This is a genomic window from Roseibaca calidilacus (assembly GCF_001517585.1).
Classification (GTDB): Bacteria; Pseudomonadota; Alphaproteobacteria; order Rhodobacterales; family Rhodobacteraceae; genus Roseinatronobacter; species Roseinatronobacter calidilacus.
In genome coordinates this window covers 33,443-51,258 of the sequence record NZ_FBYC01000001.1, presented here as the reverse complement: position 1 = coordinate 51,258, position 17,816 = coordinate 33,443, and the positions used below count along the sequence as shown (strand labels likewise).

1 protein-coding gene (cut by a window edge) is annotated in these 17,816 nt (G+C 62.8%); it reads right to left on the bottom strand.

Annotated elements, in window-relative coordinates; translation table 11 throughout:
• Positions 1-7: 7 nt before the first annotated feature.
• Positions 8-17,816, bottom strand: the 3' portion of a protein-coding gene (locus AWT76_RS00045) for a DUF4347 domain-containing protein (protein WP_082700027.1). 26,168 nt of this gene lie beyond the right edge of the window; only the last 17,809 of its 43,977 coding nucleotides appear in the window; its start codon lies beyond the right edge, outside the window; the stop codon is at positions 8-10.

Sequence of the window (17,816 nt, the reverse complement as noted above, 5' to 3'; positions counted from 1 at the left end):
ATTTTGGTTAGAGACGTGTATCGTGAGACGCATCGCCTCTCAGTGAGAAGCCGTTGTCCGTCCAGACCCGCAGGCGTTGCTCAAGGCTGCCCACGCTGCGCGGTTTGCCGTACCTTCGATAGCCCTTCGCCGCGGCGGCAAGTACCGCGCCCGCCTCGAGGAAATTCAACATCTCTTCCTGTTCCTCGGCGATCTGGCCACGGGCCGCAAGGATCTTTGACATGCCTGCTGCGTCGCGCAGCGGATCGGATGCCGCCTTGGCGTGCGGCGCAGGCGGAACATCGCGTGTTGCGCGGGCAAACTTCGGCACCTCGACCGTGGGCACGGCACGGTTGACCGGCTGTGGGCTGGCGGCAGCGGACTGCGCGGTATCATCGACATCGGTTATTTGCAGGAGGTTCACTTGACCGGGCGTGCCAACGGTCCCGAGCAAGTCCTCGCTGCCGGTATCCAATACGCCCGTCTGCAGATCCTCGGCATCGGCGATCACCGGTGTCATCACGTTCTGCACCGTTCCCGGAGCCTCAGACGCGTTGACCGTCGTGCCAACGACACTCAGTTGGCCGTCGCGGACACGGTCGTTCAGCAGGCTCGATGCGATGCCCATGTTGAAGATCCGCTCGACCTTGTCGATGCCGCGGCCCTGTTCAAAGAGGATCCGGCCGAAGGTCTCGAAGATGATATCGACCGAGGCGGCCACGCCCATCGTGTTGGACTGCGTGCCCCCGAAGACGAAATCACCGTCATAGCCGGTGGTCACAAGATCGCCTGCACCCTCATCATAGTAGTCGCGCTGGGTGATGACGTTGCGTTCCAGCCCCTGCTCATACTCGATCAGAAGGAAATCGCCCGCCACGAAATCGCGCCCGGCCTCGCCATGGACCTCGTCGGACCCGCCGCCGCCGATCAGCACGTCGTTGCCCGCCCCACCCCAGAGGCGGTCATTTCCCCTGATCTGCGGCAGATAGGCCTCGATGCGGACCAGTTCCATCTCGCCCGGCAGGGTCGGGTCGAAATCGACATAGCCAGCGTCACCCAGAAGGATGTGGCGGCCATCGACCGTAGCGTTCGTGCCCAGATCGGTGCGACCGGTCGCGATGCTGTCGTTGCCGCCTCCGCCGATAACAAAGCCCCAGCCGCTACCTGCCACCAGACTGTCATTGCCCCAGCCCTCGGCGGCCTCGTCCTCGGTATGGATGAGCTTGGCATTGGTCACATCGCGCAGGGTGAAGCCGTGATCGAGCAGCACCTGGACCGGCCCGTCGCCAAGGCGCACTGTATCGTCTCCGGCTCCCATGATACCCACATGCTCACCATCCCCGGCGGTCCAGCTGTCGTGCCCGTTGGCAAAGGTGAAGGGCACGGGCGCGGCTTCGATCCGCCCGAGGATATAGGCAGGGTTGTTCTGGTCCAGCGTGCCGAGATCGCCCAGCACGTAGCCCAGGCCATCCCCCTGCACGAGGGTGTCGGCCCCGACACCCAGGATCGCCCGAACCTCGCCATTGCCGGTGGTGAAGCTGTCGTCGCCAACGAAATCGGTCCAGTCGGTGCCCGTAAAGGTCAGCATCTGGGTGATCAATTGCCCCGGAGTCTGGAGGGCATCGAACACCAGATCCGCATGGTCACCGGCAAAATAGCTCTGGTCATAGGCAAGGGCATCGCGCGGCGTCACCCCATCCCCATACACTTGCGCCGTTACGGTATCGTTGCCCGCACCGCCCATGATGACGTGGCGCATCCCCTCGCCAAGGCGGAATGTGTCGTCGCCTGCAAGGGCAAGCGCTGCAGCCCGCAGGCTTTCGATAGGGGTATTGGATACCTCGCGCAGCACATCGGTTTCGTCGAAGCGCAGCACACCCCAATCCCCGAGGCCCAGCACCTCACCATTGCCGGTGACAAGGCTGTCGCTGCCGCCGCCAAGGATCGCGGCCATGTCGCCGTCGCCCGAGACGATGGTGTCGTTCCCGTCGCGCCCCGGTTCGATATCAGCACGATAGGTCAGGCGATTGAGCGCAAAACTCGTCGGGTTGGCAAGGATCTCGCCACCGTCACCCAGCACGATGGCCATGCCATGACCCATGGTCAGGCTGTCGGCCCCGTAGCCCAGAATGGCACGCACATCCCCGTCGGCTGTGGTGAAACTGTCGTCACCATCGCCTGAGTTCGGATCGCTTTTCGCGGTGAACCTCAGCATTCGGTCGCCCGCGACCGAGGGGTCGAAGACCAGCTCGGCACGATCACCTGCAAAGTAGCTGTCGTTCACCACGGCACCTGGCTGCGGTGTTGCGAACCCGTCGGTCTGGGTCGTGACCGTGTCGTTCCCGTCGCCACCCATGACGATCTGAAGGCTACCCTGACCCAACTCGATCCTGTCATCACCTGCAATCAGACTGAGCAGGGCGGATTCGTCCACATCGGTGCGCGCGGCATTGGTGACGGTGCTGATCTTGTGACCGTTCGAGACCGAGAAGATCATCTGGCCATGATCGCCCAGCACGATGGCGCGACCGTTGCCGTTCGTGATGGTATCGTCACCCTCGCCACCGATGGCCAGAAGATGCCCACCGCCAAGATCAATGACGTCCTTGCCGTAGTTTGCACTGCCCCGCGTGCCCGTCAGGTTCAGATCCCCGTCCGGGCCACGCCGGCTTTCAAAGATCTGCACCTTCAACTCATCGGGGTCCGAGGTCAGCGACAGGTATGCCGAATCCCCTGCGAAAATCGCGCTGGCTGTGCCGCCATTGCCCGCGTTGTCGCTGCCAAGCCCGGTCAGTGTGTCGGCGCCACCCCCGCCCATGGCCACAAGGCGACCATAGGACATGTGGATCGTGTCATTGCCCCCGGTCAGGTTCTTTTCTTCTTGGCTCGCCAAGGTCGGAGAGAACCAGAGCGCCGGATTGGAGAACTCCGCTTCGGACCAATCCGCGACAGTCTTGGATTCGTTCGGAACGTAGGTGTAGGTCTTGCCGGACGCCGGGTCGATGACCGTGTCGTTGGTCGTGACCGTAACTGGATCCGTCAACGGATCGGCGGTGTTGAACTTGGGCAGCGGCTGGGTGTCGAAGGTCTGCATATCCTTCAACGTCAGCACGTTGAACATGCCCGGTATCGTGCGGTCATCGTTGCGGAAGCCGTCTTTGCCAGGCAGATCAAGCTCGAAGACGAACTGTCCGCGACCGCCAATCGCGAAGGCATGGCCTTCTTCATCGACGCTCATACCCTGCTGCAGCGTCGCCGTGTCATGACCACCGCCGCCGATGAAGACGACTTGGGTGGCCGCCGAGGTGATAACATCATCACCGCCGACCACGCCCGGCATCAGGTCTTCAAAGATCATCTCCTGACGTCCGACCTCGGGGACGTCCTTCTTGGCGGGCGTGATGACATTGTATTGTGCGGTTAGGAAGCTGGCGGAATCGCCCGCGATGAACTGCCGACCCTTGCCGAGGGTCAGGATATCATTGCCAAGCCCGCCGGCCGCCAGCACGTCGCCATTTCCGATGGTGATCGTGTCATTATTGTCGTCCGCCCCGCGCAGTTCTTTCGAAAGTAGCGCGCTGTTGCGCTCCATCGTTTCGAAATAGAGCACCGCACGCGGCGGGCCGTAATCAAGCCGCGGATCGAAGAGCATCGTAGCCCCGTCGCCCGCGACGATCTGGTCAAGGCCCGCTTCGGTGGTCGCCACGCTGATCGTGTCGCGTCCCAGACCGCCCAGGACGACGTGATGGCCGGTGCCAAGGTCCATCACGTCATCGCCGCCGCGATAGGCCTGGCTTTCCTCGGTCCCCTGAACGTCGACCTTGGTCAATTCGGTGCTGGTGGACACGCGGATCAGGCGCGGGAAATCGGACCTTGTGTCATAGCGGCTGTCATCGGCGGCAAACCGGTGCACCTGTGCGGCATCGCCTGCGACGACCAGATCGCTGCTAGGATCGGGGGTGTCGTCGGTCGATGCACGGTTCTCACCGCTTGTGATCTTATCATTACCCTCGCCCGCGATGATCTGGCCGCGGGCAGAGCCGACCGTGATCTGGTCATGCCCGCCATCGCCGCGGTTCCACGATTGCAGGGACAGCGGCATATCCGGCAAGTTTTCGTAAGTAGCGTCGAAATTCACCGAAGGGGTGATCGATTCCGCCACTTCGACGACAAGCTGCTGGGTATCGGTGAATAGCTCGATATCCGCCGCCTCGTAATCGTAGCCGTCCTTCACCCCACCCGGGCGGTTCAGCATCGTCCGCTCGATCTGCGCGTAATCGGACAGAAGCGTCACAGTCTGCGTCCGGCGGGTGGTGGATGTGTCGATGATCTGGATCGTCGAGGGGATCCATGTCCAGCTGTCTGGCCCGATCGCCTTATCCGCACGCGTGGTGCCATCCAGCAGATAGGCATCCTGGAACTGGCTGTCGGCCTCGGGCGACTGGACATCGGCCGAGCGCTGGTAGGGTTGCACGGTGGTCAGGCTGAAGCTTGCCGGGTTCTGGCCGAGGATGTCGCGCAACGGTGCGTTCTCGACCATCCGGCCTGTGTCGGAGGTGCCGCCGTAATTCTTCCAAACCGAGAAGCGCGCGGCTTCGGTCAGGTCGGTTTCATAGCCCACCCAGATCCGATCATTGCCGCCGCCGCCGATCCAGCGCACGTCATTTTCGCCCATCAGGACCGTGTCGTCCCCGTCCGGCTGATCCTCGAGGGATTTCATTAACCCAAGCGTCGTGGTGCCATCCTCGAACTGGATCTCGCCCATGCTGGAGACGATATTGACCTGTGCGGTGCTGGCGGCATTGCTGCCATCGGCATTCACGCCACCGAAGATCGCGTCATGCCCGCGTCCCGATAGAACCTGTGCCGGGCCAGCGCCGAAGACGATCCAGTCATCGCCGCGCGGGTTGTTCTGCGGCAGAATCGCGGCTGCGATATCGCGCAGCTTGAAGATGGGATCGCCGCTGTCGTCGCGCAGGACAAGGCGCGCCTCGTCGCCCACGATCACATGGCCAAAGCGATGCGCCGCGTGGGTGTCGCCCGCGAAGATACGGTCGCGGCCAGCACCACCGAAGATCACGTTGGTTCCGGTCCGTGTAGCGGCATTTGCCTGCATGCTCATGCCAAGTCCGCTGGGCAGGGCCACACCCGAGAAGATCAGGTCGTTGCCGCCAGTCCCGAGCGTCTCGGACGGGGAGACAAGGCTGTTCCATTCAGCCCTCGGGTCTGCGCCGCGGAATTTCTCGCGCAGAATACCGTCACCATTCAACGCCTCGGTCAGGTCACGGAACTGGCCCGCGTTGTCGGTGCGGTCGAACAGGTAGAGGCCACCGCGTTCCATCCAGCGCGCGTCGAAATCCTGGCTGTTGACGTCGATGAAGCCCGGCAGCTGGAAGCGGATGACATCCGAACCGGTTCCCGGCTGCTCGAAATAGCGGCCCAGGTGGTCGCCCACCAGAATCTCGATCTGCTGCCCCCACAGGCTGTCGTCGGCCGGGTCGCCCAGCAGGGTCGAGCCATAGCCTTCGATCCAGTCATCGCCATCGCCACCGATCAGGATGTCGAACCCGGTCGAGCCGATCAGGCGGTCATTGCCGGCACCGCCAAAGGCCCGCACGTTGACCAGTGCCTTGGAAAGATCGATCCGGTCATTGCCGTCGCCGCCGAAGACCTCAAGCTTGTCATGCGGATCCTTGCTGGGATCACTCAGCTGCCTCAGACCGATGTTGTTGCCGTGCTCATCGAGCGTGGGCAGGACCGAGGCAATGTCATCGCCCTTGCCAAGGTAGATGCGCGTCGGCGCCTCGGGGCGGATCGACTTGATCTGAACAGACTTGTCGTCGCCGTCACCAGTGTAGACGGTGACACCCCGGTCAAAGCCATTGTCCTTGTCAGACTTGTAGCTGCCCGCGATCAGGACGGCGGCAAAGTCGTTGAAGGTGGGGTCGACCAGCGTCTGATAGGCCACTGCCGAGACGATGGGCGGCTGCGCGCGGTCGTTGCCCGCGAAGTGCTGCAGTATGACCTCGCCCTCACCGATGGAGACGGTGCCGGTGTCATCGGTATCGCCCCCGCGGCTGACCACAAGGCGCGTGGAGCCAAGGCCGCCGTCGATGGTCACGATGGTGTCGATCCCGTCAAGGGTCGAGGTCAGCGCATCATCCGGCGTGGAGCCGATGAAGATGTCGTCATCGCCGCCGCCGGTATAGATCCCGATGGGTTGCAGTGCGGCCTTCACTTCGACCTTGTCGTTGGCGGCGCCGAGATAGACATAGCTGTTCTCAAAGCTGTTCAACGCGACCGAGCCATCCGGGCCCGGCCCGCCATCACGGGCTGCAAAGCGAATTCGGGTAAAGTCGATGCGCTGCTGCAGCGGGTCGGCCGCGATCTGTGCGGACGTCGCCACCGAGGGGTCGGCAGGCTGGAACGGCTTGGCCGAGAAGACATCGACCTGCGCCAGAACGGCCTCGGCGCGCGCGGTGTCGTAGATCGAGATCGTATCGCGGCCTGTGCCGCCGATGATCAGCGCCCGCGACAGGATGTTCTCGATTGAACCCACGGTGCCCGCGTGACGAGGGTTCGCGCGTTCCCACTTGGCCTGAAGGGCTGGCAGATTGTCCGCGAACTCCCTGAAGTTGATCGCGGCAAACCAGGCGTCCAGGTCCGTGATGATCTGCTCTGCCGAGCGAGTCTCGTCGATGTCCAGATCCTTGGCATCCACGAGGGCCTGCGAATACAGATCCTGCGCCGTGGCGTTGATCCGGGCCAGAACGCTTTCGTAACCCGTGAACCAGTCGCGCAGGGCCGGGTCCAGATCGGCGATGAACTTGCCGTTAAGGCGCTGCTGTTCGGCAAGATCGGTGGCCAGAAGCGCGGTATCGATCCCACTGACGTCAAGGCCCGCATACCACGCCTCAAGCGCAGCGGCGGTGGCCTCGACCTCGTCATAGGCCGCCTGCTTGAGCACCTTGTCGCGGTCGGCCTCGGCGATCTCGTCGATGAACCAGTCTTGCACCTCGACCGAATAGTCAGCCAGGTTGGTCTTCAGCATCGAGATCCGGTCAACGATCTCGGACATGGCGCCGACGCGCACGGTGTCGTCGCCTCCCCCCATGGACAGCACGACATACTCGATATCGCGGTCCACACCCGACAGGATCATGTTGTTGGACGCATTGCCCAGCTGGATACGAACAAGCTCGTTGTTGTCGAGCACGATACCCTGCGAATTGCCGCCGAAGCCCGTCAGCCAGCCGAACGTCTCGTTGTCGGGGCTGTCGACGGGGATCAGTTCGTCCTCGGAGGGGACATAGGATTGCCCGTAGATCGCCTTGAGGGCGCGGGCCTGGATTTCGCGAGCGGTGGTCACGCCGAATTCGCCGTTCGCCCGGTCGCCATCGGTGTTCCCGTAAAGCTTGACATCGACCACGTCCGCGCCGGCAGAGCCATCGATCGTCACCAAATTGTCGAACGCGCTCAGATCATATTGCGCCGCGATGCGGGCGGTGTCGGGCGGCACGCGCTTGCGCTCGCTCTGGGTGGTGCTGGAAACAGGCACCATGGCCACGGTCGCGATCTTCTTGATCCGCGTATAGCCTGGAACGGCGATCTGGCGCACGGTTTCCGTGCCGTCGGGGTTGGCGATCCGCTCGACCCGGGTGAAGCCCGGCACGAACTCCTCGACCTCTTCGTAGACCACAGTCGGCACCAGCGCCGTGGGCGCAGTGGTGTCGAGATCGATGCTCTGGCTGTCCGGGTTGAACAGAAGCGCCGGACCACCGATCTGGATTGTGTCGTTGCCGCGGCCCGCGTTCACCGTCAATCGCGTCTCGGCGTTGACACCATAGATGTAGATCGTGTCATCCCCGTCGATCGCGTTGATCTGGATGTTCTGGACATTCTGGATTGAGCCCATATCGACGCCAGCACCCTTTATCTGCTGAACGCCATCGTCATCGACATAGACCACGAACTGATCGTTGATCTCGGTCCCTTCAAGAATGAAGGTGTTGAAGCCCGAACCACCATCGATATGCAGCGGGGCGTTGCGGTTGAAGCCGACCTTGTTCTTGCCCTTGCCCGACCCCAGGTTGGTAATCCCCAGCGTGGCCTTCACGAAGAAGGTATCGTCGCCCGCGTCCCCGTAAAGCCAGGTTTCGCCCTTGTTGCGGAACACTTGGAAATAGTCATTGCCGCCGCCGCCGAATAGCCGCGTGTCGGTGGACGTGCCCGCGGTGGTTTCGACGACCGAAACGGTGCCTTCACCATCCGGGTTCGGGGCCTGCCGGACTTCGATCACCGAGCCGATGTTGAAACTGTCCTTGCCGCCGTGGCCGAAGGCATAGGTTAGCGCGCTGGTGTTGTCGAAGGTGAAAGTGTCGGCCGCGTTCGTGCCATGAATGAACACCTCGTCCGCGCCGAAATAGTTCAGGAAGCGCGGAGCGGATTTGACGGTCGAGGCGCGCAGCTCTCCCCCTTCCAAACGGAAGGAGAGACCCCCATCAACAGCAACCGCGATCTGGGTGCGGGTCATGTCAAACAGGTAGCTGTCCTGCGACAGGTCGGTCAGCGCGAAGGCGCGCTGGTCTTGCCAGCTCACATCATCCGCAGGCAGCTGGTTGACCCCCAGCACGATTCGGTCGCGGTTGCGGAAATCGACGCCAGTGTAGCCTGACAGGATGGACGAGGACCGCATGTCCATGTTTGTCAGGACCGCCAGCTTGCCGGAACCCGTGCCTCCGTCAAAGCCAAGGGCCAGCCCCTCGAGCGTCAGTGTCGTGTCCGAAGAGCCCGCGCTTGCGATGGTGCCCACTCCGTCATAGCGGACAGAGCCCAGCCGCAGCTCGGCGATGTCGAACGCCGTCTTTCCGCTAGCATCCGTTCGCGCAACGCCCGAAGCGGATTCGACGGTGATCTGTTTGCTCAGATCCACCTTGGACAGGTGTTCGGCAAAGATCGCGAAGGACAGAAGCGCCTTTTCGGGATCGAACCCGATCACTTCGCCGACATGAACAGCGTCGATCACGACACGGTCGCCCTGTTCAGGCGAAATCTCGGCTCGGTTCTTGTCGGCTACCACATTTGTGGCACCCGGCACATGCAGGACAGCCGAAACCACCGCATCCACGCGCAGCGTCTTGACTGTGCCGCTCTGGCTGCCGCTATGCGCGGTGCTGGTCCAAAGGACGGTCGCCCCTTCCACCAGCGCGGTCCCTGCCTTCAGCGCTTCGGCGTTTATCAGCACCTCGTAGAGGTTGCCGACCTTGGCAAGCACGCGCCCGATTTCGACATCGCCGGTCGCAAAGCGCAGCGCGCTGCCGATCTTGACCGTATCCGACCCGTCACCATCCAACTCAACCAGCACTCGCTCGCCCACGATCACGCCGCCGGTGGCGTCGATCTCGCTGATCAGCGTTGCGCCATTGGTCACGAGATCCCGAAGCGATCCATCTAGCGCCGTGACGCCCTTGCCCCCGGATGTCAGGCCCGCAAGGGTGATCTGCTGAAGATCCGCATTCCAATCCGTGACGCGACCCTCGGCAACCGTGCTGCCATTCATTTCTAGCGTGAAGCCCTGATCGGCAAAGAACTGCTTGGGCGAGGCCCCTTGCAGCCCGTAAGAGCGCAGGGCGACAAAGACGTCATAGGGCAGCGCGCCAATGGCTGCGGGCGATGTGACGGGCGACACCGCGATGTCATGTGTGACCGTGCCATCGCGGCTTTCACGGGTAACTGTGCCGGCTGCGAACTCGCCAGCTGTCGGCAGGACAACCTTGACCTTCTTCTGTCCTGCCTCAGGCGTGACAGCGGCCACGACAGCTCGCAGGTTGCCTGCAAGCACGATCTCATCGCCAACTTCGATCGTCTCGCTGGCGGCCACGGTCAAGGTCTGCGCCTTAAGCGTGTCCTCGACCTCGGTCTCGCGCGCCGTCACGATCTGCAGCGCGGTACTCGCCCCGGTCGTGACCGACTGCCCCGTCAGGAAGGCCGGATCCTGCAGATCCTGCCATGTCACCTCTACAAAGACGCGGAAGCGATAGCCGTCTTTGGCGGTGCTCAGATCCTGAATGTCGAGGACGGTGGCCTGATCCGGCATCACCACGCGATCCGCGATGGTGCCGCCGTTGAATTCCAGACGATCGTTCACGATCGGCCGCAAGGGCATCACGATGCCCTCGTTGATCAGGGTCTCCATCGGCGAAAGTTCGGCCAGCGGGTTCGCCGCAAGCTTGGCCAGCACGCTCGCCTCAGAGGGATCCAGATCATTGGCCGAGACGGTGATTTTCGCGCCGTCCACTGCGGTCACCGCCACCATTCGGCCGCCGATGCTGACCGTATCGCCATTTGCCAGCCCTGTCGGGGCCGCCGCCAGCGTCAGAATGGCGGTCGGCTGGGCCGGGGTCGTTGCATAATCGAAGGTAATCCCGGTCACGCTCTGCCCGGCCACTGTCGTGCCGACCAGAGGCGAATGCGGTGTATAGCGCAGCTCAAGCGCATAGACATCGCGTGTCAGGTTTGAGCCTACCTCGACCGACCAATCGTCGGTCTGGCGGTTGTCAGATGGCCAACCATCGGCATTCGCGACCGGCTCATAGATCTGCACAAGGCTGTTGTCGATCACGTCCCAATCGTTCTGTCCGACGAAATCATCGGCACGCCCGATCTTGAGTGCCTCGACACCCTCAAGCACATTCGCCGTGCGGCGCAGCTCGACCGTCACATCGGCCCCGCTGACCCCGGTGACAACGCCGATGACACCATTGGCCGTCAGGGTATCGCCCAGCGACAGGCCATGGCTGCTACCCAGTTGCAGCGTCTGGGTGATACGGTCTACTTCCCATTCAAGCTCGGCAAGGTTGACGCGGGCGGTGTAATGCTGCTCGGCCTCTGCAACCAGCTCCGGCGCAAGCTTGAAGGCCCCGATCCGGTCGGCGGTCGCAAGACGGACCTGTCCCGTGCCCGGCTCATCGGCAGCCTGACCAAGCGCCACGGTCAGCGTGTAACCGGTAGCAGCGTCGCCCGACACTTTCTGTACCTTGCCGAAGATCACATCGCTTGCGGGCGTGCCGCCGCTCATCGCGATCACCTGCGCGAAGCGCGGCGTGCCATCGGCGGGGCTGTACTCGATATGGACAGGGGCATCCGCGTGCAGTTTCACCTCGACGCTGCGCACCCCGGTTTCCTCATCGGTGCTGACCTCAGACACGCTATTGATCCGGGCGATCTGGTCGAAGGGTTCGGCCAGCACGATCTTGTGCTGAGCGCTGTCGAAGCTGCTCCAACCATAGGCACCATTCACCGCATCGGCATAGACCATCAGCGTAGGGGCATCGGCAGCAGCCGCGTTGAAACCATCCTGTGTCGCCTGCCGGTCGATCCGTGCCGTCGCCACCAACTCGTCGCTGTCCTTATCCAGCAGGTAGATGTTGGTGTAATCGGCATCGAGCGGCCAGTTCGCCTCGGCCTGGAACCTGGGGATAGTGACGCTGATCCGGTTGCCGGTCCGCACGACGTCAAAGGGATCGCGGTCGGCGCCCGTGATGACAGCCGGATCGTAGAGCAGCTTGTCATCAAGGCGGAACACCGGCGCTTCGCGCAGGTAGAAGGCCCCGTTCAGGTTATCGGCAAGGTTCGCCTCTGCCCGGTCGCTTTCGACGACCTCGAGCGTTATGATCCGCCCAGCCGGATCCCAGCCGATGACCCGGCCACTGTCCAGCCCGCGCTGACCCGGCGCCTTGGGCAGCGACGAGATGTAGAGCCCGTCGCGGTCAGGGTGATCGACCATGGTCTTGAAGAGATCGGGGTCAATCTCATCGCCCGATTCAAGGTAATCCGCGATCGCTGCCTCGAAGTCCTCTACGCTGCTTTGGGTGATCCGCACCTGCCAGCCTGCGGGGCCAAAGGACACGTCAAGCGCCCCATTGCCCACCACAACTCTGTCCAGTTCGTTGCTGAATGTATCGTCATCGCGCGATAGCAGCGACAGCTCCTGGCTGGGATTGAAGGGCTGGAAGGGCACGCGCACGCGGTTGAACACCAGGTCGTATGTGTCTCCGGGCAGGACATTTCCAAACGTGTCTCGCGCTGGCCCAAAATAGCCAATCTCGAACAGGGTCCGGCCATCCTCGGATATGAGGCCGTCTTCGGCATTGGCCACGAGATTTTCGACATCTCCCTTCTCCACGCCAGACCAGACGATCTGCTTGTTCACAAGCTTCAGGTCATCGGGTTGGGCATTGACCACCGTGCCGCGATGGGCCTCGGCGCCCATGGCCACGTATTCCGACCAGATCCGATCACCGAAGGCGACATATTGCGTGCTGTTGGCGTGATCGAGCGTGACATGCAGTTCACCGGCCCCAGCCTTGAACACCTTGACGGTCCCGATCTTGGACTGGACCCAAGCCGTGCCGTTCCAGACCATCGAATAAACCGGCTGGCCTTCGATAAAGGTGCCGTCAAAGCCCGCAGGCAAGCGGATGATGGCCGTATCGAGGTTCACCACCACGCTTTCGACCGCCACTTCCTGAGCCAAGGCGGCGTCAAGGGTCAATTCCGTGGTCGAGGCCGCGCCGCTGTCACCGATCGACAGGTTCAGCTCGGACGTGTCAAGATCGCGTCCGGTGACCTGATAGACTTTGGCGATTGTCGAGTTCGACAGCTGCGCAACTTGCAGCCCTTCAAAGAGCGGCTGGCCCAGCCCGCCAAGCGTCACATCCGGTGCAAGATCCGTCGTCGTCGCGGCGTCAGCCACGCGCGACGCGCTCATGGTCAGCGCTTGTGCGGTTCCTTCGACCTGCCCCACAAGGCGTAGCACCGGTCGATCCGTCTTGGCGTTTGCCGTGGGCGTCGCGTAGAGCGCCATGTCACCGAAGGCAAGACGCGCGCGCTGCGCGCCGGTCTGGTTGATGTCGGCGATGGCGAACTGGAAGGTCACCGTACCGGCAGTCTCGTTGGCGCCGCGGATCAGGACGGCGTTGCCAAGGCTGTCATACAATTCCACCGGCCGATCCGATGTCGCCGTGGCAAGCACGTCGAAGACCCGCGCGCGTGCGGACCCTTCGAGCGGCGCCGCCTCGATATAAGCGAAGCGGCGCGCGCCGTTTTGGGCGCCCTCGGCATCGACCTCGCGCTCAAGCCGCAAGGCAGGGCGCACCGTGTCGCGCAGATTCAGAGCGACATCCGTCTCGAAGGCCTCGCCTTGCCCGGCATCGTAAAGCGCAACCCCTGCCCGCAACAGCGACGCAGGCCCGGAGATATCGATCAGCCCCAGCGTAAGGTTGACCGCGGTCACGGTCACGGCCTGCGGTTTGCCGTCCGGCCCCACGGCATAAAGCGTGGCGCTTCCACTTTCGGCAAGACGGTCGCGCAAGCCTTGGCCTGCGGCATCGACCGCATCCATGTCGCCCTCGACCTCGACCGTGTAGGTGAAATCACGCTGCATATGGGGCGATTTGCCCCCGTCCAGCGTCGCGACACGATCAGGCGCGCGCAAGGTCCATATTGTGCCAGACGTATCGCCAAGGCGGTTTAGTTCGGCGCCGTCCGTTGCACGCCCGTGCAGGAGCGTAACGGTGGTGCCCGTCTTGCGCAGCACAGCCAGCACATTGCCCAATTCATCGCGCGCAACCCAGTAGCCATCGACCGGGCTACCGACATCGGTATCGACGTCAATGCCCGTGCCGGGGCTGGCGGCAAGGCCGCTCGCATCAACGGCCAGGCGATAGGTCAGTGTGGTTCCGCCGGCAGGCTTAAGGCCGACAACCCCCTCGGGGTAGCCGCCCGGAATGGGCGGCAGGCTTGGGTCGACCTCGTAGGGGATCGCCCCGTCAAGGATGCGTCCCACGATGGATTCACCCTGAACACCCTCAACAAGAAGAAGTGCGGCAGGCCCGTCGGTCCGCGTCAGTTCAAGCAAGGCGCCCGGCTGCGGCGCGACGGGTTGATTGCCCTGATCATCCACAACTGGCTTGTACGGCAGAACGAAACTCTTTGCCTGAACCTGAACGGGATCGAGAGCCGTGCGCCGCGCTTGCAGCGTGAAAGTCTCCTCGCTGCCCCACAGGGTGTAATCTGCGCCGATCTGCGCGCGTCCTTTCAGCAGCAGACCTTCGTTCGGCCCAGTGACAAGGATGACGCTCTCGCCGTTTTGCAAGATGACGTTGTCGGTCGAGGCAAGCCCCTCGGTATCGAACCGGATCACGCTGGCCGGGCTGGCAGGCGTGATCGCCGTGCTGCCGATGCGCAACACCGCCGTGACGTCCGATGTACCCGCCTTTGCGATACCGAAATTGTTGATCTCGGCTGCAACGGGGACATTGTCCACCTCGTAGTTCAGTTCTTCATCAAGGAAGCCCGTGCCGAGGCGACCCGACAGCATCTCGAAGCTGACCGTTCCCGAACCGCTGTCGACGTCCGTGATATAGAGGATCGCATCCACCTCGGAATTGACCACGGTCCAGACTTCGCCGGCATTTGGCAAGGTCGGGGTCTTGGTTCCGGCGAAAGCCGACAGACCGAGCGTATGGGTGGCCAGCGCCCGCTCGGGGCTGCGGAACTCGCTTTTAAGGCTGTCCAGCGCATCGGTCCCCGCGCTGGTAATCCAGCGCCCTTCCAGCAGGGCGATGGTCACGGTCTCGTCGTCGAAGGCGTCGATCCGGTAAAGCCCGCCCGATTGGTCCTCGGTCAGGAGCGCCCCGAGGGAGATCGCCGGAAGCTCGCCATCGGTCTCCCATTTCTCCAGCGTCACCCGCGGTGCGGTGGTGAAGAACTCGGGGTTACGGATGTTGAGCGTGACCTGCGTATCCCCATCATTCAGGCTGAAGGTATTGTCACCCGCCTGCATGGTACCGCTGATCAGCCGCGCGCTGACAGAGGACAGCGCGGTATCGACGCTGCCCAGCCGTAGGACGGCGTGCGGCACAACGGTGGCCTGCAGATCGGCACCGCGGAGCAATGTCTTGTCGTCATCGACCTTCACGGTCAAGCTTGTGCCATCCACGGCCTCGGTCGTGCCGATGGCCTCGGTCGCGCCGCCTGCGATCTGGTAGGCGACACCGCCCACTGTCGGCGCCTGCCCTGCCGCATAGCCGGACTGCGCGATCCGCGCACTGCCGCCCAAGACCGCCTCGATCGCAAAACCGCCCATGCCGGTCAGGCCCGTGGCGCTGGTCACAATGGCAGTATCATCGCCAACCCCCATCCGCAGCGTGTCATCGGCGTTCAGGGTCAGCCCCTCGTCCATCTCGACGGTCAGGGTTTTCGTGACATTGTCCCAAGCGGTGATCACGCCGACTTTTTCGTAGGTATCGGTGTTCTCGCGCCGCAGGATCGCTTCGGCCACGAAATCATCCAGAACATCGGAATTGATCGACAGGATCACACCCTCGCCAGACGCGACGCCCAGCAGGGTATAGTTCAACGCGATCTCGGTGCCGCTGCTGGTGCGCAGTTTCAGAGCCTCACCCGCGCCAAGCTGGACGCTGCCAGTATCGACCGTCAGGCTTCGGTCGTCCGCATTCCAGCCGGTGACCTTTCCGACAACCTGACCATCTCGCATAAGTACCGTTTCGACCGCGAAATTCACCCCGGTGGTGATGTCAGTGACAGCCAACTGGACCGCATCGCCAGTGCCCGCGCTCAGCAGGTCGAAAGTGATATCAAGATCTTGCGTCGTGTTATCGGGTGCCGTCACGCGGATGGAAAGCGCATCGCCAGCGTCCACCCTTTCGGACCCAAGATCCACGGTCAGCGCGCGGCTAGCCTGCGACCATGACGTGACATGGCCAATGACCGTACCACCGCGAATGATCGCATCGCCCGTTGCGATATCGGTGCCATTGGCGGCATCGGTGCTTTCCAGCCGCAAGGTGCCCGAGGCACTGGCAATCGTCCCAGCAGTGATCGCGGGCGAGCGTTCCTCGTCGATGGTCAGAAGCGCACCGTCATCGGCAACGGGAAGCGTAAAGCTTTCAAGGGCCTGAAGGCCGGTGCTGCTGCTTAGGCTCGAAGAATCGGCGCTGCCCAGCCAAAGCGAATCTGCACTGGAGATGACCACCCCGTTTTCCAACTGCAGCTCAAGCCGCTTGGTGGTGCTGTTCCAGCTATCAACGGTGCCGATGCGTTCGTATGTGGTGTTCCCGTTCTGATCGGTCACCTTGCGTCGAAGTGTCTGACTGACCGGATCGCCGGTCAGAGTCTGGCCTTCGCCGATCTCGATGGTCACCAGACCGGCAACCCCCGCGACCGAGGCCGAGACCTGCGCGCCATCCAGCGCCGCGCGGCCCACAACCTCGAATGCTTCGCCCTGTTCAGGCACGCCCGACAGATCCTTGAGCAACAGCTCGCCAGTCTGCGCGCTATAGCTGGCGAGCGTGGCGATGACACCGGATTTGACGCCGCGCAGAACGGTGCTGTTCTCTACGAGGTCCACGAATTCGCCATTGGCCGACCCGACCAGCACGCGCGCGGTCTCCAGCCCGACAAGCATATCGCCATCGCTGAAGGTGCCGTGCTCTGACAAGGTCACGGTGTTCGACGAATACTCCTCGACCCCGAAGCGGGTGACGCCTGCTGTGGAATAGGACAGATAGACATCCGATCCGTCGCGACCGTCCAGCTCAAGCCGCTGGCTGGTTCCGCGCAGGTCGAAAGTATCATCCGCATCCGTACCAGAGAGGCGCAGAACCTCGATATCCCAGAGATGCTCGACCTGGGTGGTGCCGCCCTGTTCGATGCGGATCTCATGGCCATCGACGCTGAAGGTGACGGCGTTGTTGTCACCGCCCTGTTCGGCGGCATCGTAGACATAGGTATCACGCCCGCCACCATCGATGATGATGTCGTTGCCGCGGCCCGAATCAACCGTGTCATCGCCATCCCCAAGCGAGATGATCTCGTCCAACGCAGAGCCAAGGAACAGGTCGTCGCCCGCGCCCAGATCGATCGAGCGCACTAGGCCGCCGCCGCTGCCCTGCAGGATCTGCTGACCCGTCAGATCGACCGTGTCGTTGCCATCGCCCATCTCAAGGCGCACGGTATCCTCTTCACCGGGACCGCGGGCCGTGTCGCGCAGGGTTATCGCCTGCAAGAAGGTCCGATCATCCTGTGGATCCACGACATGCGTGCGATAGGTGGATTCATCCGCGCTGACCGCGGTCGATGTCACCAGATCCCGCAGGTCGGGGTCGTCGGTGCCAAGGATACGGACCAGATCGGTGGCGCGATCGCCCGGTGCATTGGGCGAGATGCTGCCCAGCTGAAGGATGATCCGCGAGGCGTGAACGCCCGGGTCGGCCCGACGCACGATCACGGCATCTTCCAGAAGCCCGGTCTTGGCGTCGATGGTTTCGACATTGACGGCGGTCAGGGACTCAAGGATCGCATCGCGCCAGTTCACGATGGTCGCGCCGTCTTGGCCGCTCAGGATCTCGATATTGTCCTTGGCGACCGCGCCGCCGCCGAACTCCGCTGCATACAAGTCGAGAACGTCAGAGCTGCCCGCTCCACCGTCGATGTAATCGGTTCCGTCGCCCACGACCCAGCGGATCGTGTCAGCCCCCGTGCCGCCGATGATCACATCATTGTCTTTTCCGCCTACCAGCAGGTTGATGCCGGAGACACCCATCAGGCGGTCGCGGCCTACGCCGCCGTACAGCTCGTCACGGCCGGCGCCCGCGTTCAGCTGGTCATCGCCCTCCTGACCGAAGAGCACATCATCGCCATCATCGCCGAAGATGGTGTCGTCACCGTATTGACCATAGATCAGGTCGTCACCGGCGCCGCCATAGATCATGTCGCCGTCGCCGAACCCGTCGTCTTCCTCGGTTCCGTAAAGT